The organism is Mesorhizobium sp. M2E.F.Ca.ET.209.01.1.1 (genome assembly GCF_004010375.2).
GTDB lineage: Bacteria > Pseudomonadota > Alphaproteobacteria > Rhizobiales > Rhizobiaceae > Mesorhizobium.
This window is the reverse complement of record NZ_SADP02000009.1, coordinates 1-23,416: the sequence shown is the minus strand read 5'-3', so window position 1 is coordinate 23,416 and position 23,416 is coordinate 1. Positions and strand designations below refer to the sequence as shown.

The window sequence follows — 23,416 nt, the reverse complement described above, 5'->3', positions numbered from 1 at the left end:
TTCCAAGATGATCAAAGCGCATCCCCTGCATGGCCCGAACAGACTGAAGCTTGGCGTCTTCTCGACCAATGCGGATGGCGGGCTTGCCATCACCGATGTGCCGGAGCGCTGGACGGCGAGCTGGCAGGACAATCTGACGGCGGCCCAGATCGCCGACCGCGCAGGGCTGGAGTTCATGCTGCCGATCGCGCGCTGGCGCGGCTTCGGCGGCCGCAACAAGGTGCGCGAATTCTCCTTCGAGACCTTTACCTGGGCGGCAGCCCTTGCCGCGTCGACCGAACAGATCGGCCTCTTCATGACCGTGCACGTGCCGCTGGTTCATCCGCTCTACGCCGCCAAGGCGCTGGCGACGGTCGACCATATCAGCCGGGGTCGCGCGGGGCTCAACATCGTCTGCGGCTGGAACCCGAAGGAATTCGGCATGTTCGGCACACCGCTGGTCGAGAAGGGCTACGACCAGGCGGCCGAATGGATCGAGATCCTGGAGCGGCTTTACGCTTCGAGCGAGCCGCTCGATTATGAGGGCGCCTACTATCGCCTGAAGGAGGCGGTGAGCCGGCCGGCCAGTCTGCAGCTGCCGCGCCCGGTGACCATGAACGCCGCTTTCGGCGGCCCGGGCCGCGATTTCGCCGCCGCCCGATGCGACTACCTGTTCACGACCTTTTCGGAAATGGCCGATGCCGGCAAGCATGTCGCCGATATCGGCGAACGCGCCGCGAAGGCGGGCCGCGATGTCGGTGTCTATACGGTGGCGCATGTCGTCTGCAGGCCGACCATGGAGGAGGCGCAAGCCTATTACACGCGCTACGCCGTCGACATGGCCGACCACGAAGCGGTCGACGCCCACATGGCCGGCAAGAAGGAATTCTCGCAGTCGCACGACCCGCACGCCTATGACCGCTACCGCCAGCGCTTCGCCGGTGGCGCTGGTACTTACCCGCTGGTTGGAACGCCGGAAACGATCGCCGCCGACATGGCGGCAATCGCCGCGCACGGCTATCAGGGCATCGCGCTGTCCTTCGTCAACTACACGCAGGAACTGCCCTATTTCTGCGACCACGTTCTGCCGCTGCTGAAGCAGGCCGGGCTGCGTCAGTAGTCAGTCAGGAATGACCGCGGTCGCCTGGATCTCGACCTTGGCGCGGTCCTCGACCAGCGCCACCACCTGCATGGCCGCCATCGCCGGAAAATGCCGGCCGATCACGGCGCGATAGGCTTCGCCGATGCCTTTGAGGTTGCCGACATATTCGGTCTTGTCGGTGAAATACCAGGTCATCGAGGTGATGTGCCGCGGCTCGCCGCCGGCCTCGGCCAGCACAGCGACAATGTTGGCGAGCGTCTGGCGCACCTGGCCGACGAAATCGTCGGTCTCGAATTTGCACGCGGCGTTCCAGCCGACCTGGCCGCCGATAAAGACAAGCCGGCCACGCGCGGCCACGCCATTGGCATAGCCGATCGGCTTGGCCCAGCCCTCAGGCTGCAGGATGGTGTGCATGTCTAGCCTCCCCAAAAACAGACAACGCCTGCAATGGCGGCGTTCGAAAAACTCACAGGACCCACCGGCAGCTCAAGCCGCTCCCATCACCTGCCGGGCAATGACCACCTTCTGCACGTCGGAGGCGCCCTCATAAATGCGCAGCGCCCGGATCTCGCGATAGAGGCTCTCGATGATATGGCCCTTGCGCACGCCGTCGCCGCCATGCAACTGCACCGCCTTGTCAATAACCTCTTGCGCCTTGTCGGTCGCGAACAGCTTCGCCATGGCCGCTTCGCGCGTCACCCGCGCGGCGCCCATGTCCTTGGTCCAGGCGGCCCGGTAGATAAGCAGCGCGGCCGCGTCGACATCGAGCGCCATGTCGGCGATGTGGCCCTGCACCATCTGCAGATCCGCCATCGGCGCCCCGAACAGTTTGCGCTCGGCGGCTCTGCTGACGCTCTCGTCCAGCGCGCGCCGCGCGAAACCGAGCGCCGCCGCGCCCACGGTCGAGCGGAAGACGTCGAGCACCGACATGGCGATGCGGAAACCGTCGCCGGGCTTGCCGACAATGGCGGAAGCCGGAATGCGGACATTGTCGAAGGACAGCCGCGCCAGCGGGTGAGGGGCAATGACCTCGAGCCGTTCGGCGATGCCGAGACCCTTCGCGTCGCCAGGCACGATGAAAGCGGAAATCCCCTTGGCGCCCGGCGCCTCGCCGGTGCGGGCGAACACGACATAGAGGTCGGCGATCCCGCCATTGGAGATCCAGGTCTTTTCGCCGGAAAGCAGATAGTCGTCGCCGTCGCGGACAGCCGTCATTTCCATGTTGGCGACGTCCGATCCCGAGCGCGGCTCCGACAGCGCAAAGGCCGAGATCGCCTCGCCGGCTCGCGTCCTTTCCAGCCAGCGCTGCTGCTCCGGCGTGCCGAACAGCGAGATCGCGCCGGTGCCAAGCCCCTGCATGGCGAAGGCGAAATCGGCGAGGCCGTCGTGGCGGGCCAGCGTCTCGCGCGTGATGCACAGCGTGCGTACGTCGAGCGGCGCGGGGTGGGCCGGGTCGAGCGCTGTCGGCTTCAGCCAGCCGTCGCGGCCGAGCTTGGCGACGAGGTCGCGGCATGCGGCGTCGACATCGTGGTGATCAACGGGGAGGTTTTTCGCGCACCAGGCGTCGAGGCGCTCCGCGAGTTCGTGGTGGCGGTCTTCGAAGAAGGGCCAGTTGAGGAAGGAGCGGTCAGGCATGGAGAAAGTCTCCTGCGTCGCGTTCCTTCACACCCCCCTCTGTCCTGCCGGACATCTCCCCCGCAAGGGGGGAGATTGGCCGTTGCATCGGCGGCGCACTTCCCGCCACGTTGATGATTGACGAAAGCGGTCGCGACATCTGATCTCCCCCCTTGCGGGGGAGATGGCCGGCAGGCCAGAGGGGGGTGCCTGGGCGAAAACCGATCATATTTAGTTCCCCTCGAACACCGGCTTTTCCTTCGCCACGAACGCCTTGTAGGCGCGCTCGAAATCGCCGGTCTGCATGCAGATTGCCTGCGCCTGCGCTTCCGCCTCGATCGCCTGGTCGAGGCCCATCGACCATTCCTGGTTGAGCTGCGTCTTGGTGATGCCATGCGCGAAGGTTGGGCCTGAAACGATCCGCGCCGCCATGTCGAGCGCGTCGGCTTCGAGCGCTGCCGCGTCGACCAGCCGGTTGTAGAATCCCCAGCGCTCGCCTTCGGCGGCGCTCATCGTGCGGCCGGTGTAGAGCAGCTCGGCGGCGCGGCCCTGGCCGATGATGCGCGGCAGGATCGCGCAGGCGCCCATGTCGCAGCCGGCGAGGCCGACGCGGGTGAACAGGAACGCGGTTTTCGCTTCCGGTGTCGCGATACGGATGTCCGAGGCCATTGCGATGATCGCGCCGGCGCCGACTGCCACGCCATCGACGGCGGAAATGATCGGCTTGCCGCAGTTGAGCATCGCCTTGACGAAATCGCCGGTCATGCGCGTGAAGGCGAGCAACTGCTTCATGTCCATCCTGACCAGCGGTCCGATGATGTCGTGGACATCGCCGCCCGAGCAGAAATTACCGCCATTGGGCAAGAACACGACGGCATCGACATCGTCGGCATAGACGAGGTCGCGGAACGTGTCGCGCAGCTCGGCATAGCTGTCGAAGGTCAGCGGGTTCTTGCGCTCCGGCCGGTCGAGCCGGATCTTCGCGACCCGGCCTTCGACCTCCCAGAGAAAATGCTTCGGCTTGAGTCTGGCCATGGCGCTCATTCGCGTCCCTCCCAATTACTGCGGAACGATTTCAGCATGCCGGCGAGCTGCCGCGCTTCGTCGTCGCTGACACCGCCGAGCAACTCGCCGACCCAGCCCTCATGCACGGCCGCGATCGTCGCGAAAGATCTGGTGCCTTCCTCGGTCAGCCGCACCATCGAGGTGCGGCGGTCGCCGTTGCGGCGCGCCCGTGTCACCAGCCCTTCCGAAACCAGGCGGTCGACGATGCCGGTGACATTGCCGTTCGACACCAGAAGGAAGCGCGACAGGTCGCTCATCAGCATCCCTTCCGGCACACGATAGAGCGCCGCCATCACGTCGAAGCGCGGCAGTGTGGTGTCGAATTCCTTCTTCAGCCGCTCGCGCAGTTCGGCCTCGATGGTGCGCGAGGCGCGCAGCAGCCTGATCCACAGCCGCAACCTCTCCTTGCCCGGCCCGGTGGATGTCGGTCCCGCTACCATGTCTCGCCTCCGGAGATGGAGATTGCCTGTCCGGTGATCGATCGCGCCGCATCGCTGCACAGCCACAGCACCGCGTCCGCGACCTCGTCCGGCTGGATGAAACGCCCTTGCGGATTCGTCGCCGACAGGCTCTGCCTTGCTTCCGCTGCCGACCGCCCGGTCTTTTCGACGATGCGTTGGACGGATTCTTCCAGCATGTCGGTTTCGACAAAACCGGGACAGACGGCGTTGACCGTCATGCCCGACTTGGCGGTCTCGGCGGCCAAGGCGCGCATCAGTCCGACCACACCATGCTTGGCGGCGACATAGGGCGCGACATAGGCGTAGCCTTTTAGCCCAGCGGTCGATGCGACGAAGACGATGCGCCCCTGCTTGCGCGCGAGCATGCCCGCCAGCGCCGGCTTCACCGTCAGGAACGCGCCGGTGAGGTTGACGTCGAGCGTGCGTTGCCAGTCGGCCAAAGCCGTTTTGTGCACCGGCGCGCTGCCGGCCATGCCGGCATTGGCGACGACGATGTCGAACGGTCCACGCGCCGCCTCGGCTCGTTGATAAAGGGCCGCCATCGACGCCTCATCGGTGACGTCGGCGGCAATGCCGATGATGCGGTCGCTTGCGCGAGCCACCCTGCCAAGCTCCGCCTCGCGCCGCCCGCAGATGGTGACGTTTACCCCAGCCTCCGCCAGCGCCAGCGCGATGGCCTTGCCGACGCCGGAGCCACCGCCGGTGACCAGCGCATGCTTGCCGACAATTCCCCGCGCGGCGCTCATACTTTCAGCCCCGCGGCTGCTTCGCGCTCTGCCAGCCGGTAGATCTGGTCGCGTCCCGGCAGATAGGGATCCGGCCATTTGACGCCGCGGTCGCCGAGCGTCACCGCCGCATGCAGCGTCCAGTAGGGGTCGGCAAGATGCGGCCTCGCCAGCGCCACCAGATCGGCGCGGCCGGCCATCAGGATCGAATTGGCATGGTCGGGCTCGTAGATGTTGCCAACGGCCATCGTCGCCATGCCAACCTCATTGCGGATGCGGTCGGAGAACGGCGTCTGGAACATGCGGCCATAGACCGGTTTGGCGGCGATCGAGGTCTGTCCGGCCGAGACGTCGCAGAGATCGACGCCGGCCTCGCGCAGCAGTCTGGCGATCTCGACCGCGTCTGCCGGCGTCACGCCTTCGATGCCGACCCAGTCATTGGCCGAGATGCGCATCGAGATCGGCTTTTCCGCCGGCCACACCGCGCGCACCGCATGGAAGATCTCCAGCGGATAGCGCATGCGGTTTTCCAGCGAGCCGCCATAGTCGTCGGTGCGGCGATTGGTCAGCGGCGTGATGAAGGCCGACAGCAGATAGCCATGCGCGGCATGGATCTCCAGCATGTCGAAGCCGCAGCGCTTTGCCATCTCGGCCGAGGCGACGAACTGGTCGCGGACCATGTCCATGTCGGCGCGGTTCATCGCCTTGGGCACCTGGTTCTGCGGCGACCATGCCACGGCCGACGGCGCCATCACCGGCCAGTTGCCGTCCGGCAACGGCACATCCGTTCCCTCCCAGCCGACGCGGGTCGAACCCTTGGCGCCGGAATGGCCGATCTGGGCGCAGATCTTGGCCTCGGTCTCGGCATGGACGAAGTCGACCAGGCGCTTCCACGCGACCTCGTGCTCAGGCTTGTAGAAGCCGGGGCATCCGGGCGTGATGCGCCCTTCCGGGCTGACGCAGGTCATCTCGATATAGAGCAGCCCTGCGCCGCCCTTGGCGCGCTCGGCATAGTGCGAAAAATGCCAGTCGGTCGGGCAGCCGTCGACCGCCTTGTACTGCGCCATCGGCGAAACGACGATGCGGTTGTTGAGCGTCATGTCGCGCAGCTTGAACGGCGCGAACATCGGCGCGCGGCGCAGCATGTTGCCGCCGGCGCCGGCCTTGCGCTGGAACCACTCCTCGGCGCCCGCCAGCCATTCGGCATCGCGCAGACGCAGGTTCTCATGGCTGATGCGCTGCGAGCGGGTGAGCAGCGAATAGTTGAACTGAACTGGATCAAGTCCGAGATATCGTTCGACTTCCTCGAACCATTCAAGCGAATTTCGCGCCGCCGATTGCAGCTTCAGCACTTCGGTGCGCCGCGCATCCTCATATTTGCGGAAGGCCGCTTCGAGGTCGGGCTCGGATTCGACATAGTCGGCCAGCGCCACAGCACTCTCCAGCGCCAGCTTGGTGCCGGAGCCGATTGAGAAATGCGCCGATGCCGCCGCATCTCCCATCAGCGCCAGGTTCTTGTAAGACCAGCGCTCGCACAGCACGCGCGGGAAGTTGATCCAGGCCGAACCGCGAATGTGATTGGCGTTGGTCATCAGCGCATGGCCGCCAAGGTGCTTGGCGAAGATGCGTTCGCAGACCGCGATCGATTCCTGCTGCGTCATCTGGCCGAAGCCGAAGGCGTTCCAGGTCTGCTCGCTGCATTCGACAATGAAGGTCGCGGTCTCGCTGTCGAACTGGTAGGCATGCGCCCACACCCAGCCATGCTCCGTCTTCTCGAAGATGAAGGTGAAGGCGTCGTCGAATTTCTGCGTCGTGCCGAGCCACACGAACTTGCATTTGCGGGTGTCGATGTCCGGCTTGAACACCTCGGCAAAGGTGGCGCGGGATTTCGAGTTGAGCCCATCCGAAGCAACCACCAGGTCATGCGTTTCCATGAAGGGTCGCGGATCGGAAATCTCGGTCTCGAACTGCAGCTTGATGCCGAGCTCGCGGGCGCGGCGCTGCAAGAGGATCAGCAGCCGCTTGCGGCCGATGCCGCAGAAGCCGTGGCCGGAAGACACGGTGCGCACGCCGTCATGAATGACCGCGATGTCGTCCCAATAGGCAAAATGCTTCTTGATCCAGACCGCGCTGACCGGATCGTTTTTCGTCAGATTATCCAGCGTCTCCGCCGACAGCACCACGCCCCAGCCGAACGTATCGTCCGGGCGGTTGCGCTCATAGACCGTCACCTCATGCGCGGCGTCGCGCAGCTTCAGCGAGATGGCAAAGTAGAGGCCGGCTGGTCCGCCGCCGAGAACCGCAACCTTCATGTCTTGCGATCTCCTCTTCGCTCAGGAGTCGCCGGCAAAGCCGGCGATCTCCAACGGTCAGTATCGCGCCCAAGGGAAATTATTTCAAGCTTAAAGTTTTATAATTGAACGATGGTTTGGCGCGGACGGTTGAGGTCATTTGGTCGGATCCTTCGGGCTCCACAACACGGTCTCCGCGCCCTTCTCATAAGCCATGCCTTGCGGGTAGCTGATCGCCTCGAGCTGCAAGCCCCAGGGCGCCTGGAAATAGAGGATAGTCTGGCCGGCCGCGGGTCCTTCCTTCACCGGCAGCGGTCCCAGCCTAGTCTTCACGCCCTTGGCGTCCAGATAAGCCTTCGCCGCGGCGACGTCGTCGACATAGAAGGCAATATGGAAGCCGCCGATATCGCTGTTCTTCGGCGTCAGATCCTTCTGGTCGGGCGCGGTGTATTTGAACAGCTCGATGTTGGAACCGTTGCCGCAGCGGACTAGCGTGATCTCCTGGATCACCGCCTTCGGATCGACGCCGAGCAGGTCCTGCATGAAGGTGCCTTTGTCGTCGGCGAACGGGCCGAACGACATCGCCTTCTTGCAGCCGACGACGTTGGTGAAGAAATCGATGGCCTGCTTCATGTCGGGCACGGTGATGCCGGTATGGTCGTGCCCGCGCATGCCGGGGATCGAATCCGCCGATGCCGCTCCCATTGCGCCGAACAAGGAGGTCGCGAGGACCGCCGCCTGGATTGCGTATTTCATGTCACCCTCCGTTGGCGGGCTGACTTGTCCTTTGCGCACATCCGAGGCCCGCTGGTCGGCGTGCGGATATCGAAGCTCAATTCATGCCGGCGCCTTGGGCCGCAGCCAGTCCGCGTCGATCTCCGGCAGCGGAATGGCGGCGAGAAGGTCGCGCGTGTAGATCTCCTGCGGATTGTCGAACAGTGCATCCGTTGCGCTGGCTTCGACGATCCTGCCTTCGCGCATGACGATGACCTGCTGGCAGAGCCGCCGGATCACCGACAAATCGTGGCTGATGAAGGCAACCGTCAGCCCCATCTCGGCCGCCAGCTTTTCCAGCAGCGTCAGGATCTGCGCCTGCGTCGAGACGTCGAGGCCGGAGACGATCTCGTCGGCCAGCACGAATTTCGGCGCCAGCGTCAGCGCGCGGGCAATACCGACGCGCTGCCTCTGGCCGCCCGACAGCTCGTGCCGGTAGCGGCTGGCGAAGCTCTGCGGCAGGCCGACGCGCTGCAAGGCTTCCGCGACACGCTCCTTCAGCCTGTCGCCGAGTCCGTTCTGCCTGAGCGGCGCGGCGATGATGCTGAAGATCGTGTGTCGGGGATTGAGCGACGACATCGGATCCTGGAAGATCATCTGCAGATCGCGGCGCAACGGTCGCAGTTCGGCTTCCGAAAGGTGGCTGATGTCGCGCCCCTCGAAGCTGATCGAGCCGGCGCTCGGCTCGAGCAGCCGCACCAGGGCGCGGCCGAGCGTCGACTTGCCGGAGCCGGATTCGCCGACAATGCCGGTGACCGAGCCCTTGGGCAGGTCGAAGTCGAGCCCTTTCAGGATTTCAGCCAGCGGCGCGCGGCCGATCAGCGGCTTGCGCGTCATGTCGGGCAGCGCCACTTTCAGCCCCCGCACGGAAAACAGCGGCTCAGCCATGGCCGGGGCTCCAATCCTTGTCGGCGGCCGCGATCTCGGCCGTGAGTCCGGCAAGCACGCTCTCGTCCACCGGTTTAAGTGAGGCGTAGGGATCGGTGTAGCGCGGCGTCGCCGCCATCAGCGCCCGCGTGTAGGCGTGCTGCGGAGCGGCGAAGAGCTGCGCGGTCTCGGCCTCCTCGACCACCTTGCCGGCATAGAGCACCGACACTTTCTGGCTGATCTTGGCGACGACACCGAGATCGTGGGTCACGAACAGGATCGCCGTGCCGTGGTCACGCTGCAACTGCGCGATCAGCCGCAGGATCTGTTTCTGCACGGTGACGTCGAGCGCCGTCGTCGGCTCGTCGGCGACGATCAGCCTGGGCTCCGCCGCGAAGGCCGCCGCGATCAGCACGCGTTGGCGCATGCCGCCTGACAATTCATGCGGATAGCTTTTCAGCACGCGCTCGGGATCGCGGATCTGCACCTCGTCGAGCAATTGCCGGATGCGTTTGTCCGCCCGCTCGCCGCTCCAGCCAAGGATGCGCACCAGCCGGTCGGTCATCTGGGACGCGATGCGGCGCGACGGGTTGAGCGCGGTCAGCGGATCCTGCGGGATCAGCGCCGTGCGCGCGCCGATCAGGGTCCGTCGCGCCTTGGCATCGAGGCGGCCGAGATCTTCGCTTTCGATCAGCATCTCACCCTCGACGACGCGCACGCTTTTCGGCAGCACGCCGAGCACTGCCTTGCCGATCATCGTCTTGCCGGCGCCGCTCTCGCCGACCAGCGCGCGCACCTCGCCCGGCTGGACGCTGAGCGACACCGAGCGCAGCACGCGCTGGCCGTTGGGCAGCACAGCGCTAAGTGAGCGGATGTCGAGACATGGTTCCATATTGGCGCTCATCGCAGCACCGGATCGAAGCGCGCCTTCAGCGCTTCGCCGAACTGGCTGAACGAGAGCACCGTGAGGATCAGCGTGATCAGCGGGAACACCAGTACCCACCAGGCCTGGTGGATCGACAGCCGGCCTTCGGCGATGATGCTGCCCCAGGTCGGATCGTCGGTCGAGATCGACAGGTTGACGAAGGACAGGATCGCCTCGACGATGACGGCAATGCCCATTTCGAGCGACAGCAGCGCCACCACCGACGGCAGCACGTTGGGCAGCACCTCGCGCAGCATGATGCCGATGCGGCCATAGCCGGCGATGCGCGCGCTCTCGACATAGTCCATGCGCGCCTGGCTCATCGCTTCGGCGCGGATCACCCGGCAGAAGCGCGTCCAGTCGATGATGGCAATCGCAAGGATGACGGAGCTCAGGCCCGTGCCCAGCACGGCGACCAGCAGGATCGCGAACAGCACTGGCGGGAACGCCATCCAGACATCGACGACGCGCGAGATGATGCGGTCGGCCCAGCCGCCGAAATAGCCGGCGATCAGCCCCAGCGCCGAGCCGATGAGACAGGCGGACGTCGCCGCTGCGAAAGCGACGATGAAGGCGATGCGGCCGCCGAAGATCAGGCGTGACAGCAGGTCCCGGCCGAGGCTGTCGGTGCCCAGCCAATAGCCGGGCTCGGCGCCGTCCAGCCAGAACGGTGGCAGCCGCTCCAGCATCAGATCCTGCGCCAGCGGATCCTGCGGCGCAACCAGCGGCGCGAAGATCGCCGCCAGCAGCGCCAGCAGCAGCCAGCCGCCGGCCAGCCAAAGCCGCGGGCTCAGACTGCGTCGGGAGATGCGTGCCTCATCCATGCCGCAGCCTCGGATTGAGCAGCGCATACATCATGTCGACGGCAAGGTTGATCAGCACGAAGAGCAGCGCGAACACCAGCACGATGCCCTGGATCAGCGGCAGGTCTCGGTTGATGACGGCGTCGATCGCCATGTTGCCGAGCCCCTCATAGGAAAACAGCCGCTCGACGATCACGGTGCCGCCGATGAGGAAGGTGAACTGCACGCCGACCAGCGTCAGCGTCGGCAGCGCCGCGTTCTTCAGCGCCTCGCGCAGGATCACCTGCGTCTCGGAAAAACCCTTCACCCGGGCGAGCACGACATAGTCGAGATCGAGCACCTCCTTCAGCGACTGTTTGAGCAGCTGCGCGATGATCGCGGCCAGCGGCAGCGCCAGCGCAATCGCAGGCATCAGCATATGCTTGAGCAGGTCCCAGGTAAGATCGAAGCGCAGCCTGAGGATGCTTTCGACCAGGTAGAACTGAGTGACGAAGGGTAAATCGAGTTCGGGCGACACGCGGCCGGAAATTTCGAAGACAGGCACCAGCACGCCGAACAAAAGGATCAGCACCAGGCCCCACAGGAAGTCGGGGATGGAGAGCGTCGCGCCGCTGGCGATATCGATGCCGGCCTCGATCGCCGTGCCGCGCGACCGGGCGCCGAGGATCGCGGCGGTGGCGCCGATGGCGATCGCCATCAGCAGCGCCACAGTCGCCAGCTCCAGCGTCGCCGGCAGCCGGTTGAACACCAGGCCGAGCACGTCCTGGCGCAACGAGATCGAGGTGCCGAAATCGCCATGCAGCATGCCGCCGAGCCAGATGAAGAACTGCTGCACGATTGACTTGTCCAACCCGTAGAGCGCGCGCAGCCGCGCGATGTCGTCATCGCTGGCGCCGGGCGGCAGCATCATGGCGATCGGGTCGCCTGGGGCGACGCGGATGACGACGAAGACGACGATGGCGACGCCAAACAGCGTCACCAGCATCGTCAACAGACGAACGAGGAATCTCTGCAGCAGCATGCGTGCGTAATCACTCTGAACGGACTCCCCCTCATCCGGCCGCTTCGCGGCCACCTTCTCCCCGGTGGGGAGAAGAGGCTGGCTCAGCCGTCGGCGACCTCTTCTCCCCTCGGGGAGAAGGTGGCCCGAAGGGCCGGATGAGGGGGCTGCGTCGTTGAAGGAGACACGCTACCGGTGCCTCCTCATCTCGATCAGGCCGGGGTCATCAGCGCCGGCAGCAGCGCGCCGGACACGTGCTGCACGACATTGACCTTCTTCGAATGCACGATCGGCTGTGCATACTGGATCAGCGGCAGCACATAAGCCTGTTCGGCGATATATTTGTCGACGGCTTTCCAGCCGGCGATGCGCTTGGCCTCGTCCTTTTCGCCCCACAGCGGGTTGATCATGTCGACAAGGTCCTTGCTGTCCCACACCGAATGCGGGCTCGGGCCGTACATGGCGAAACCGGTCGAGGTGGTCGGGTCGCCGATGGAGTTGCCCCAATTGTAGAAGGCGGCCGGCGCCAGCTTGTCGGCGGCGCGCAGCTCGTAATGCTTGGCGATCTCATAGACCTCGATATTGGCCTCGATGCCGACCTTGCGCCACATGCCGACGATCGCCTGGATCATCTCATAGTCCTTGGGCTTGAAGCCCTTGGTGGTCTGGATGGTGAACTTGACCGGCTTCTTGGTCGAATAGCCGGAAGCGGCAAGCAATTCCTTGGCTTTCTCCGGGTTGTGCTCGACCTTGATCGATGGGTCGAAGGCCGTGTATTCCGGCGTCTCCAGCGTTGCGATCGGCTGCCCGTAGCCGCGCAGCAGGCGCTTGACCAGGAGCTCCTTGTCCACCGCCATCACGGCCGCCTGGCGGACGTTCTTGTCCAGCATCGCCTCGATGTCGTTGAAGAAGATCATGCCGATGTCGGAGACATTCTTGATCGAGCCGGCGAGCCCGCTCTTCTTGATGAGGCGGTCATATTCCTCATAGGGGATTTCAAGCGTCACCTGCGAAGAACCGGACTCGATCTCGGCGACACGGCTCGCCGCATCGGTGACGAACTTGATCGTCACATTCTCGAAGGCCGGCTTCGTGCCCCAATAATGCGGATTGGCCTTGAGCCGCAGGAAGGCGTTGCGCTCGAACTTGTCGACCATATAGGGACCGGTGCCGATCGGCGCCTTTTCGAAGCCGTCCGCGCCGACTTTCTCGTAGTATGCCTTTGGCAGGATGTAGCCGGTCAGGAACGACATCCACTTGAAATAGACCGGGTCGAACTGCACGACGTCGCCGGTGATCTTGTTGCCGTCGATCTTGAAGTTGTTGACGTTCTTCCAGACGAACTGGATCGGGTTGCCGGTCTTCTCGTCGCCCGCCCGCTGCAGCGACCACACGACGTCTTCCGGTGTGAAGGGCGAGCCGTCATGCCATTTGACGCCCTCGCGCACCGTCATCGTTACCTTGGTGCGGTCGTCGTTCCAGCCCCATTCGGTGAGCAGGCCGGGCGTGAAGGAGAGGTCCGGCTTCTGGCCGATGATCTGATCGAACACCGACTGATAGAGGCCCTGGATGGTCGGGTTCACTGCCGAGGGGCCGGTGGTCGGATCCCAGGAGGGCAGGTTGACATTGTAGGCGATGGTGAGCTCGCCCGCCGCCTTGGCCGCCCTCGGCAGGCCGAGCGTCGCGGCACCCAGCGCCGCGGCGCCATATCCAAGCAAGTCACGTCTGTTGATGGTCATGGTCGTTCCCCTTGTTGGTTGTCATTGTACGCGCGGCGTTTTCATTCGGTGGTGGGCAACCGCGCCTTGTCCATCCCGGAATTCTTCGGCTCAACTTCCTCCCAGCTGTTGGGCGAGCATGAAGCCGGAGCCCGCGCCCGTGCCGGCGCCCGGCCATGTCGCCGCGCCGGTGAGGTAGAGGTTCGAGACCGGCGTGTTCCAGCGTGCGAAGGACCGCGCCGGGCGGAAGAGGAAATTCTGAGCCAGGTGGTGGCTGCCGCAGATCTGGTCGCCGCCGACCAGGTTCGGGTTTTCGCGCTCGAGGTCGAGCGGCGAGAAGATCGCGCGGCCAAGGATTTTTTGGCGTAGGCCCGGCGCGTAGCCCTCGATGATGTCGAGCACGCGATCGACATAGGCGTCCTTGACCGCATCCCAATTCGCAGGCGCGATCTTGCCCGCGGCATCGCCGAGGATCTCCGCCGGCAGCATGCGCACCTGAACCCACAGCACATGCTTGCCCTGCGGCGCGCGCGACGGGTCGACGGCCGTCGGTTGGCCGACGACCAGCACGGGCTGATCGGGCAGCAGCCCGGCGATCGCCTGCTGGTAGGTGCGCGACATGGCGTCGAGTGAGGGTGCCAGATGCACATAGGCGAACCGGCGAAGCTCGGCGCCGGCGCTCCACTCCGGCAGGTCGTCCAGCGCCAGATGGATCATCATCGTGCCCGGCGCGTGACGGAATCTTTTCATCGCCGCATCGAAGCCGGCGTCGCCCGAGCCGTTGGGCAGCAGCTTGCCCGTCAGCGCTTTCGGCGCGACGCCGGCGATCACGGCCTTGGTCGCGGTATGGGTTTCGCCGGATGCCAGCCGCACGCCAGTGGCCTTGCCGCCGGAAACCGTGATCTCGACGACATCCGCGCCGGTCGTGATCTGGCCGCCGGCCGTCTTCACCATGCCGGTCAGCGCGCGGATGATCGTATCGGCGCCGCCTTTGCCCAGCACCATGCCGAAACTCTGGTTGGCCATCGATTCCAGATAGGGGAATACAGCGCCGCCGGCGATGTCGGGCGCGAAGTCGAGATGCATGCCCCAGGCGGCGAGCGTGGTGCGGACATGCGGCGTCTCGAAATTTTCCTCAAGCCACGCACGCGGTGATGACAGCAGCAATCGAGCCGTATCGAGCGCGCCGGCGAGACCCTTCTTGCGCCAGAGATTCCAGCCCGTGCTCGCCAGCGCCTTCGCGCTCATCGGCGATCCAAGCAGCCGGAACAGATGCTCGGCTTCGCCGGGGAAGGCGCCCACCAGCCGGCGCCATGTGGCCGCGTCCGCCGCGGAGAAGGCGGCCAGCCGAGACGCGGTCTTTTCGAGGTCGTTGCTGACGCCGAACCATTTCCCATCCGGGAAGGCGCTGGCGAAACAATCGGCCACTGGCGCGAACTCCAGCCCGTGGCCTTTCAATTCATTTGCATATTTCCGGTGAAAGGCGGAGCCGGCAAAGAGGCTCAAATTCATCGCGCCGAAATCGTGGCGGAAGCCGGGAAGCGTGTATTCGGCAGTCCGCACCGCACCGCCGATCGCATGGCTGCGCTCGAAAACCGCTATTTTCCAGCCTTTAAGCGCCAAATGCGCGGCGCATGCCAGACTGTTGTGGCCCGCCCCGACAAAGATGGCGTCGAACTCGCTCACGCCCCGCCCCAAAATGCTTTATGCTTAAAGATAATTGCAGATGCATATGTTTTCGTCTAGTAGGTATATTAAGGGCCGCAACGAGCCTTGATCATCAGAGACAAGAGGGAACAAAGACCATGGACACGCAGAAACTCCTCGGCGAGGTCGCCGGCCAGCTGCTTTCGGGCGCCATCAAGGTGGTCGACCTGACGGCGCCGCTCGGACCGAACACGCCGCTGATCAAGCTGCCGCCGGAACTCGCCGTCGACACGCCGAAGGTCGAGATCCATGAGATTTCCAAATACGACAAGAACGGTCCGTGGTGGGCCTGGAACTGGCTGAAGCTCGGCGAGCATTCGGGCACGCATTTCGATGCGCCGCAGCACTGGATCACCGGCAAGGACTATCCGGATGGCGCCACCGACACCATCCCGGCGCAGAATTTCATCGGCCCGGTCAACGTCATCGATTGCTCGAAAGAGGCCGCCGCCGATCACGACTTCCTGCTCACCGTCGACCACATCAAGGCATGGGAGGCCAAGCACGGCGCCATCAACCCCGGCGAGTGGGTGGTGATGCGCACCGACTGGTACAAGCGCAACGGCTCCGAAGCCGAATTCCTCAACGCCAACGAGACCGGCCCGCATACGCCCGGCCCGACGGCGGAAGCCATCCAGTTTCTGATAGCCAAGGACATCAAGGGCTGGGGCTCGGAGACGATCGGCACCGATGCCGGCAAGGCCGGCGGCATGGAGCCGCCATTCCCGGCGCACACGCTGATGCACAAAGCCAACCGCTATGGGCTGGCCAGCCTCTGCAATCTCGACCAGCTGCCGCCGAAGGGCGCGATCCTGATCGCCGCCCCGCTCAAGATCGAGCGCGGCACCGGCAGCCCGATCCGCGCGCTGGCGCTGGTGCCGGGCAAGTAAGGCGAGGCGGCGGTCTTCGGGAGAAGATCATGCTCGAGGGCAATGGAGTGATGGAGTCGAGGCGGTCGTCTTGGAGCGTCAGCGCTCTACGGCGCCCCCCTCTGTCCTGCCGGACATCTCCCCCACAAGGGGGGAGATTGGCAGCTTTGGCGCCCCGCTCGATCCTGCAACATGGACAATTGGCGAAAGCCGCGATGACAGCTGATCTCCCCCCTTGCGGGGGAGATGTCCGGCAGGACAGAGGGGGGCGCCGTAGAGCACTATCCGGCGCGATTGAGTTCTACCTCCCGAAGGCAGAGGCCGGCCAATGACTGCCCCCGATCACATCATCGTCGGCAGCGGCATCAACGCCCTGGTCTGCGCGGCGATGCTTGGCGCAAAGGGCGCCAAGGTGCTCGTGCTCGAGCGCAACGACCGCATCGGCGGCTGCATGCGCACCGAGGAGATCACCGCGCCCGGCTTCGTCCATGACGTGATGGCGACGACCTTCGTGCTGTTCATCACCTCGCCGGCCTTTGCCGCGCTCGGCAAGGACCTTGCGCGGCACGGGCTGGAATTCTGCCACACCGCCACACCGACCGGCGTGCTTCGGCCCGACGGCAGCCATGCCGTGCTCACCACCGACCGCGCCGCCAACATCGCGGCGCTGAACCGGATCGTCTCCGGCGACGGCGACCGTCACGGCACCGATGTCGGCGACATCGACCGCAATGCGGGGCTGCTGTTCGGCCTGCTCGGCGGCGCGCTGTGGTCCTACCCGACGACGAAGCTCATCGCCGGCGAGGCCTGGCGGCGCGGTCCGCGCAACCTCGCCGCCTTCATGGGCGAGGCGCTGGTGCCGGCGCGCGGCTGGCTGGAAACGACTTACAATTCCGATACCGTCCGCGCGCTTTGGGCGCCCTGGGTGCTGCATGCCGGACTTGGGCCGGAGGACGCCTTCTCCGGCCAGATCGCCAAGGTCATCGCCTTCGCGCTGGAGGCCGCAGGCGCGCCGATCGTCAAAGGCGGCGCCAGGAACCTGCTGGCCGCCTTCGAGGCGCTGATCAAGGAACGCGGCGGCGAAATCCGCGTCAACGCCGACGTTGCCTCGGTCGTCCAGAGCGGCGGCCGCGCCTCCGGTGTGCGGCTCGCGTCCGACGAAACGCTGAGCGCTACGAAGAGCGTCATCTGCTCGGTCACGCCGACACAGCTCTATGGCCGCCTGCTTGGCAGGGATGCGCCGGAGGCGGCGGCGAAGGCCACGCAGTCCTATCGCTACGGCAAAGGCAATTTCCAGATCCACTATGCGCTGAACAAGCCGCCCGCATGGCGCGGCGAGGGCCTCGACAAGGTCGCGCTGCTGCATCTGACGCCGGGCTTGGACGGCGTTTCGAAAGCCTGCAACGAGGCTGTGCGCGGCCTGCTGCCGGAAGTGCCGACCATCTGTGTCGGCCAGCCGCATGCGCTCGATCCCTCGCGCTGTCCCGAAGGCAAGGCGATCCTCTGGCTGCAGCTTCCGGAAGCGCCGCGCCACATCAAGGGCGATGCCGCCGGCAAGCTCGAAGCTCCCGTCGACGGAAGCTGGAGCGAGGCGCTACGCGAGGCCTATGCCGACCGCGCCGAGGCGATCCTTGCCAACCATATCGAGGGTTTTCGCGAGACCATCATCGCGCGCCGCGCCTATTCGCCGGCCGACCTCGAGGCGATGAACATCAACCTGGTCGGCGGCGATCCCTATGGCGGCTCGTCGACCATCGACCAGTCCTTCCTGTGGCGGCCCTTCAAGGCGAGCCGCAACCACGAGACCGGCATCAAGGGCCTCTACCACATCGGCGCCTCGACCCATCCAGGCGCCGGTCTCGGCGGCGGCTCCGGCTTCCTTTTGGCCGGGAGGCTGTGATGGAACAGAAGCTTCCGGAAAAGCGCCAACGCATCTCGACCCTCGGCCAGATCGGCCTGCAGCAATTCGCGCCCTATCTGATGAACCGCATCATGGGCCGCTACAACGCCACTTTGCGCGACGATTTCCGTAAGCAGGGTCTTACCATTCCGCAGGTGCGGACGCTCGCCGTGCTCTCGGTCACCGACGGCGTCACCGTCAACGACCTCTCGGTCTACACGGTGATCGAGCAGTCGACCTTGAGCCGCACCCTCGACGCGCTGGAAGGCCAGGGCCTGGTGCGGCGCGAGCAGGGCGTCACCGACAGCCGCATCCGCCATGTGTTCCTGACCGATGAAGGACGCGCTCTCTTCACGCGCGCCTGGCCGGCCATGCATGACGCTTTCGAGGCGATGTTCGACGGTGTCGACGATGCCGAATATGCCGCGCTGATCGCGATCCTGCAGAAGATGCTGAAGAACATCCGCAAGCACGACATCTGAGTTGACATACGCGCCGCTGATTGCGGCAACGGAAGGAGGCAGACATGGCCGAACGGTCTTTTGCCAAGGAAGTCGAAAAGCTGAGGCTGGGCGCAGGCGAGGAATTCGCGGGCGAGGGCATCCTCGCCATCACCAAGGCGCTGCTGCAATGCGGCGTCGGCTATGTCGGCGGCTATCAGGGCGCGCCGATCAGTCATCTGATGGATGTGCTGGCCGACGCGCAGGATATCCTGGGCGAGCTCGGCGTGCATTTCGAGGCGAGCGCTTCCGAAGCGACCGCCACCGCCATGCTCGCCGCCTCCGTGCATTATCCGATCCGGGGCGCGGCCACCTTCAAGTCGACGGTCGGCACCAACGTCGCGTCCGATGCGCTCGCCAATCTGGCGTCCGGCGGCGTCACCGGCGGCGCGCTGATCATCGTCGGCGAGGATTATGGCGAGGGTTCCTCCATCATGCAGGAGCGCAGCCATGCCTTCGCCATGAAGAGCCAGGTATGGCTGCTCGACCCGCGCCCGAACTTGCCCTCGATCGTCAAGGCGGTGGAGGACGGCTTCGAACTGTCCGAGGCGTCGAACACACCCGTGATGCTGCAGGTGCGCATCCGTTGCTGCCACGTGCATGGCCACTTCATCGCCAAGGACAACAAGCGCCCGCCAATGTCGGTCGCCGACGCGCTGTCGGCGCCGCGCCGCGACACCGGCCGCATCGTGCTGCCGCCCGCCTCCTTCCTGCATGAGAAGGAGAAGGTCGCCAAGCGTTGGCCGGCGGCGGTCGACTTCATCAAGAGCCGCAAGATCAACGAGATGTTCGGGCCGGACCACGGCTCGGTCGGCATCGTCATGCAGGGCGGCATGTACAACTCCGTCATCCGCGCGCTGCAGCGGCTCGGCCTTGCCGACACCTATGGCGACACCGACGTGCCCCTCTACGTGCTGAACGCCGTCTATCCGCTGGTGGACGACGAGTTCCTGTCCTTCTGCGAAGGCAAGCAGGCCGTGCTGGTCGTCGAGGAAGGCCAGCCCAACTATATCGAGCAGGCTTTCGCAGCCATGCTGCACAAGGCCGGGCGCGGCACCAAGCTGGTCGGCAAGGAGCATCTGCCGATGGCCGGCGAATACACCGGCCAGGTCATGCTCGACGGCATCGGCTCCTTCCTGCGCGCCAACGCTCCGCATCTCTTGCCGGGCGAGGTGCGCGCGCCGAACAAGCTGGGCGAGGGCGTCGACACCGCCGATCTCATCAATGTCGTTCCCGGCCGGCCGCCGGGCTTCTGCATCGGCTGCCCGGAGCGGCCGATCTTCGCCGCGACCAAGCTGGTCGAGCAGGAACTCGGCAAGCACCACATCGCTTCCGACATCGGTTGCCACCTGTTCTCGATCATGCCGCCCTTCGAGCTCGGCGCCACCACCATGGGCTACGGGCTGGGGCCGGCCTCGGCCTCCGCCTTCAACTCGCCGGAAGCAAAACGCCGGTCGATCTCTTTCGTCGGCGACGGCGGCTTCTGGCACAATGGCCTGACCTCCTCGATCGGCAATGCCGTCTTCAACAAGAATGACGGCGTCATCGTCATCGTCGACAACTTTTACTCGGCAGCCACCGGCGGGCAGGACATCCTGTCGTCGCGCGCCAACAACCGCACCAAGTCGACAAAACATCCCATCGATGAAGCGGTGAAGGGCATGGGCGTCAAATGGCTGCGTCACATCGACCGCACCTATGATGTCGGCAAGATGCGCGCCGCGCTGCGCGATGCGCTGACCACCGAGGAGAAGGGGCCGAAGGTCATCGTCGCCTCGTCCGAATGCATGCTCAACCGCCAGCGCCGCGAGAAGCCGCTGGTCGACAAGGCGATCAAGGGCGGCGAGCGCGTGGTGAAGCCGAAATTCGGCGTCGATGAGGACATCTGCACCGGCGACCACGCCTGCATGCGCCTCTCCGGCTGTCCGTCGCTGTCGGTCAAGTCGCTCGACGATCCGCTGCGCGACGATCCTGTCGCCTCGATCGACCAGAACTGCGTCGGCTGCGGCAATTGCGGCGAGGTGGCGGATGCCGCCGTGCTCTGCCCGTCCTTCTACCGCGCCGATGTCGTCCACAATCCCGGCCGCTGGGACCGTTTCCTCGAAGGCGCCCGCCGCGCCGTGATCGGCCTGCTGCAGCGCCGCCGCGAGAGCCGCCGTTTGATGTTCGCCGATGCTTGACCACAACGCAGTGCTGCGCCCCAAGGCGGGCGCTTCAGATGACGAGCGGGTGATAAAGCTCGCCGTGCTGGCCGTCGGCGGCCAGGGCGGCGGCGTGCTCGCCGACTGGATCACCGACGTCGCCGAGCGCAACGGCTACATCGCGCAGTCGACCTCCGTCGCCGGCGTCGCCCAGCGCACCGGCGCAACGATCTATTACATCGAGATGGCCCGCGACACCGGCCGGCTGCCGGTTTTCGCGCTGTCGCCGTCGCAGGGCGACGTCGACATCCTGATCGCCGCCGAACTGATGGAAGCCGGCCGCGCCATCATCCGCGGCTTCGTCACGCCCGAGCGCACGACGCTGATCACCTCTTCGCATCGCATCGCCGCCGTCTCGGAAAAGATCGAACCGGGCGATGGCCGCGCCTCGTCGGAAAAGGTGCACGCAACCGCGCAAGCGGCGGCGAAGCGCTTCATCGCCTTCGACATGGAAAAGATCGCCGCCGACAACGGCACCATGATCTCGGCCAGCCTGCTCGGCGCGCTGGCTGGGTCCGACGCGTTGCCCTTCACCCGCGAAAGCTACGAGCAGGCGATCGGCGCCGGCGGTCGTGGCGTCAAGGCAAGCCTTGCCGCCTTCGGCGCCGCCTGTGATCGCGCGCGCGGCATCGCGGCCGTGCCGGCCGGCGAGAAGGCGGCGGAACCTGCCGCTGCCGAACCCAGGTCGACGGCGAAGGTCAGCGGCCCTGAAACGCTGTTGAAGGGTTGGCAAGGGCTTGCCGCCCGCGTCGCGGCGTTGCCGGAGCCGCTCCGCGACGTGGCCGAACGCGGCCTGAAAAAGGTCGTCGACTTCCAGGACATCGCCTATGGCGGCGAGTATCTCGACCGGCTGGACAAGGCTGTCGCGCTGGACGATGCGGAGCAGGGCTATGCGCTGTCGATCGCCGCGGCGAAGCATCTCGCCAACGCCATGTGCTATGACGACATGATCCGCGTCGCCGATCTCAAGACGCGCTCGACCCGCGACAAGCGCGTGCGCAAGGAGGTCGGCGTCAAGGAAGGCTCGGTCCTGCAGGTCACCGAATATTTCCACCCGCGCATCGAGGAATTCTGCGGCACCATGCCGGCAGGCCTTGGCAGCTATATCGAGAGCCGGCCGAAACTTGCCGCCTTCCTCGACCGCCGCATCAATCGCGGCCGCCACATCCGCACCGACAGCTTTACCGGCTTCGCCATGCTCTGGTTCATCGGCGGCCTGCGCCGCTGGCGCCGCCGCCTGCTGCGCCACAAGGTCGAAGTCGAGCATCTCGAGCGCTGGTACGAATTGGCGCTCGGCCATGCGCGGCAGGACTACGCTTTGGCCACCGAGATCCTGAACTGCCGCCGCCTGATCAAGGGCTACAGCGACACCCATGCCCGCGCCAAGTCGAAATTCGACCGCGTGCTCTCGGCGCTGCCGATGCTCAAGGGCCGCGACGACGCCGCCGACTGGATCCGCCGCCTGCGCGAGGCGGCGCTGAAGGATGAAAAGGGCGACATGCTGGACGGCGCGCTGAAGACGGTGGCGACGCTTGGCGAATAGTCCGGTTAGACGCTCGGGTTGCCGTCGCGGACCTGGCTATTCAGTCGCCTCCCGTCCCGAAATCTGCTCGACAAGAATCCGGAAAAAGATATGCGGCATGCTGCTCGAGGCGGGAGGCGTGACGGGCTTGAGCGCGCCGGGCTCCCACCAGTCGGTATGCTTGCTCAACACTGACCACGCATGGTCGCACTGAACCTTATGGCCGATCCGGTCCGGCAGTTCCTCATAGCGGCCGTCGACGACCACGCTTTTCCACCCGCGGCCTTGTGTGTGTTCCGCCACTTGTACGCACACCAGGGGATTGGCCCGCATCCAGTCGACTTTCTTGCCGACTAGGGAGAAGGCGTAGAGGTGACTGTCGGCATAGGCGTAGTTGAGGGGCACGACATAGGGTTGTCCGTCCTTAACGCATGCCAGGTGTCCGGTGCGGTTTGCCGCCAGCAATTTCGTGCATTCCAAAGTGGAGAGCGTGCGGATCATCATCGCCATGAACTCCCGTCTTCAACCGGCCTTCAGCCGGTCTCCGCCGATCGGCCACTATCAACCTAGAGCGGGGCACGTTCTTGCTCCTTGATATGGATCAATTTGGTGCCGGCGACGGCCGCGACATGCTGTTTCAACGGCGCAATCGCAAGGCGCCGCGCGCCGAACCGCCGCGAGAGCGGAACCGTCGAACGTGGCTAACGAAGATGTGATCCGCACCGCTCCGACGGAATTCAGCCTTTCCTCCGTTTCACGGCGGTAGGGATGAATTACGGAGACAACGCATGTTCACAAGATACTTTCTGCCTATCGCTCTGGCCGCCGGCACATTGATGCTGGCCGCCGCCGACTCCCAGGCCATGCCGCTTGTCAAGCCGAGTGCTGCACAGCTGCCGGTCGAGAGCGTCGGCTGGCGCTGCGGTCCCGGCTGGCACATGAACCGCTGGGGCAGATGCGTGCCGAACGGCCGGGCGATCATTCGCCCGATGCATGTGCGCCACTGGCACCCGGGCTTCTGGCATCACGGCCGTTGGCATCCTGGTTTTTGGAGCTGATGATAGCTCCCGGATCGCCGTCGACGCCCGCGCCGGCAACGTCGCGGGCGGTTTGGCTAAGGTCCCCACGCACAGGTTCGAAACCTCCGCGCCAGCGTTCGTGATTGGCCGAGGCCCCTCAGCCTCGTCATCCACGGGCGGAGCAAGGAGCGAAGCGACGCAGCGCAGACCCGAGGATCCTGTGTGTTGGTTTCGGTGTATGGTTGAAGTGGGAAGGAGACCGAGTGGATCCTGGTCGTCCTTTCGGACAGGCCGTGGCATGGCCCGGTCCCTTCCCACCGGTGAACCATCAACCTGAACAGTTGCACGGGGCTGTTCGAAGCAGACCCCGCACC

At 65.2% G+C, this 23,416-nt stretch carries 21 protein-coding genes; 7 read left to right on the top strand and 14 right to left on the bottom strand.

Annotated features, from left to right (window positions below):
- Positions 1-7 precede the first annotated feature (7 nt).
- Entirely contained in the window at positions 8-1,099 is a 1,092-nt protein-coding gene (locus EN852_RS17680; RefSeq protein WP_127876229.1) for an LLM class flavin-dependent oxidoreductase, read from the top strand.
- Here EN852_RS17680 and EN852_RS17675 read toward each other — a convergent pair whose 3' ends face one another.
- The 13 genes from EN852_RS17675 to EN852_RS17610 form a co-directional block, all read right to left on the bottom strand.
- Positions 1,100-1,495 carry a RidA family protein gene (locus EN852_RS17675; RefSeq protein ID WP_127876228.1) on the bottom strand — a complete coding sequence of 132 codons (396 nt, stop codon included), beginning with the start codon at positions 1,493-1,495 and terminating at the stop codon, positions 1,100-1,102.
- 72 nt (positions 1,496-1,567) lie between these two features.
- Positions 1,568-2,716 (bottom strand): acyl-CoA dehydrogenase family protein, encoded by a 1,149-nt coding sequence (locus tag EN852_RS17670; RefSeq protein WP_127876227.1) that lies wholly within the window; start codon positions 2,714-2,716, stop codon positions 1,568-1,570.
- A gap of 210 nt (positions 2,717-2,926) precedes the next feature.
- On the bottom strand, positions 2,927-3,739 hold the full coding sequence (locus EN852_RS17660; protein ID WP_127876225.1) for an enoyl-CoA hydratase family protein: 813 nt from the start codon (positions 3,737-3,739) through the stop codon (positions 2,927-2,929).
- Positions 3,736-4,200 carry a MarR family transcriptional regulator gene (locus tag EN852_RS17655; protein ID WP_127876224.1) on the bottom strand — a complete coding sequence of 155 codons (465 nt, stop codon included), beginning with the start codon at positions 4,198-4,200 and terminating at the stop codon, positions 3,736-3,738. Before EN852_RS17655 ends, EN852_RS17660 begins: the two co-directional genes overlap by 4 nt.
- Positions 4,194-4,967, bottom strand: coding sequence for an SDR family NAD(P)-dependent oxidoreductase (locus tag EN852_RS17650; protein ID WP_127876223.1), 774 nt, complete (start codon positions 4,965-4,967; stop codon positions 4,194-4,196). The genes EN852_RS17655 and EN852_RS17650 overlap by 7 nt, the downstream gene beginning before the upstream one ends.
- Positions 4,964-7,258: a bifunctional salicylyl-CoA 5-hydroxylase/oxidoreductase gene (locus tag EN852_RS17645; RefSeq protein WP_127876222.1), complete on the bottom strand. Its 2,295-nt coding sequence runs from the start codon at positions 7,256-7,258 to the stop codon at positions 4,964-4,966. The genes EN852_RS17650 and EN852_RS17645 overlap by 4 nt, the downstream gene beginning before the upstream one ends.
- A gap of 135 nt (positions 7,259-7,393) precedes the next feature.
- Complete coding sequence (locus EN852_RS17640) at positions 7,394-7,993, bottom strand: VOC family protein (RefSeq protein ID WP_127866382.1); 600 nt, start codon at positions 7,991-7,993, stop codon at positions 7,394-7,396.
- A gap of 81 nt (positions 7,994-8,074) precedes the next feature.
- Positions 8,075-8,899 carry an ATP-binding cassette domain-containing protein gene (locus EN852_RS17635; RefSeq protein ID WP_127876221.1) on the bottom strand — a complete coding sequence of 275 codons (825 nt, stop codon included), beginning with the start codon at positions 8,897-8,899 and terminating at the stop codon, positions 8,075-8,077.
- On the bottom strand, positions 8,892-9,770 hold the full coding sequence (locus tag EN852_RS17630) for an ABC transporter ATP-binding protein (RefSeq protein WP_189546025.1): 879 nt from the start codon (positions 9,768-9,770) through the stop codon (positions 8,892-8,894). Before EN852_RS17630 ends, EN852_RS17635 begins: the two co-directional genes overlap by 8 nt.
- A gap of 8 nt (positions 9,771-9,778) precedes the next feature.
- Positions 9,779-10,627, bottom strand: coding sequence for an ABC transporter permease (locus EN852_RS17625; RefSeq protein ID WP_127876219.1), 849 nt, complete (start codon positions 10,625-10,627; stop codon positions 9,779-9,781).
- Positions 10,620-11,627 carry an ABC transporter permease gene (locus EN852_RS17620; protein ID WP_127876218.1) on the bottom strand — a complete coding sequence of 336 codons (1,008 nt, stop codon included), beginning with the start codon at positions 11,625-11,627 and terminating at the stop codon, positions 10,620-10,622. Before EN852_RS17620 ends, EN852_RS17625 begins: the two co-directional genes overlap by 8 nt.
- 191 nt (positions 11,628-11,818) lie before the next feature.
- Positions 11,819-13,345 (bottom strand): ABC transporter substrate-binding protein, encoded by a 1,527-nt coding sequence (locus tag EN852_RS17615; RefSeq protein WP_127876217.1) that lies wholly within the window; start codon positions 13,343-13,345, stop codon positions 11,819-11,821.
- A gap of 90 nt (positions 13,346-13,435) precedes the next feature.
- The gene (locus tag EN852_RS17610) at positions 13,436-15,010 is read right to left on the bottom strand and encodes an NAD(P)/FAD-dependent oxidoreductase (protein ID WP_127876216.1); all 1,575 of its coding nucleotides are present in this window, start codon (positions 15,008-15,010) and stop codon (positions 13,436-13,438) included.
- A gap of 119 nt (positions 15,011-15,129) precedes the next feature.
- Between EN852_RS17610 and EN852_RS17605 the strand changes: the two genes are divergently transcribed.
- The 5 genes from EN852_RS17605 to EN852_RS17580 all read left to right on the top strand — a co-directional run bounded on the left by EN852_RS17605 (position 15,130) and on the right by EN852_RS17580 (position 22,044).
- Positions 15,130-15,921 (top strand): cyclase family protein, encoded by a 792-nt coding sequence (locus EN852_RS17605; RefSeq protein WP_127876215.1) that lies wholly within the window; start codon positions 15,130-15,132, stop codon positions 15,919-15,921.
- A gap of 307 nt (positions 15,922-16,228) precedes the next feature.
- The gene (locus EN852_RS17595; RefSeq protein WP_127876214.1) at positions 16,229-17,800 is read left to right on the top strand and encodes an NAD(P)/FAD-dependent oxidoreductase; all 1,572 of its coding nucleotides are present in this window, start codon (positions 16,229-16,231) and stop codon (positions 17,798-17,800) included.
- Positions 17,800-18,282 (top strand): MarR family transcriptional regulator, encoded by a 483-nt coding sequence (locus tag EN852_RS17590; protein ID WP_127876213.1) that lies wholly within the window; start codon positions 17,800-17,802, stop codon positions 18,280-18,282. The genes EN852_RS17595 and EN852_RS17590 overlap by 1 nt, the downstream gene beginning before the upstream one ends.
- 44 nt (positions 18,283-18,326) lie before the next feature.
- Positions 18,327-20,480, top strand: coding sequence for an indolepyruvate ferredoxin oxidoreductase subunit alpha (locus tag EN852_RS17585; protein ID WP_127876212.1), 2,154 nt, complete (start codon positions 18,327-18,329; stop codon positions 20,478-20,480).
- Positions 20,473-22,044, top strand: a complete 1,572-nt coding sequence (locus EN852_RS17580; RefSeq protein WP_127876211.1) for an indolepyruvate oxidoreductase subunit beta family protein — start codon at positions 20,473-20,475, stop codon at positions 22,042-22,044. Before EN852_RS17585 ends, EN852_RS17580 begins: the two co-directional genes overlap by 8 nt.
- A gap of 36 nt (positions 22,045-22,080) precedes the next feature.
- On the opposite strand, the gene EN852_RS17575 is transcribed toward EN852_RS17580, so the two are convergent.
- On the bottom strand, positions 22,081-22,527 hold the full coding sequence (locus EN852_RS17575) for a pyridoxamine 5'-phosphate oxidase family protein (RefSeq protein WP_127876402.1): 447 nt from the start codon (positions 22,525-22,527) through the stop codon (positions 22,081-22,083).
- Positions 22,528-22,811: 284 nt separating this feature from the next.
- Here EN852_RS17575 and EN852_RS17570 point away from each other — a divergent pair, with 284 nt between their 5' ends.
- Positions 22,812-23,081: a hypothetical protein gene (locus EN852_RS17570; protein ID WP_246694314.1), complete on the top strand. Its 270-nt coding sequence runs from the start codon at positions 22,812-22,814 to the stop codon at positions 23,079-23,081.
- The last annotated feature ends 335 nt before the right edge of the window (positions 23,082-23,416 follow it).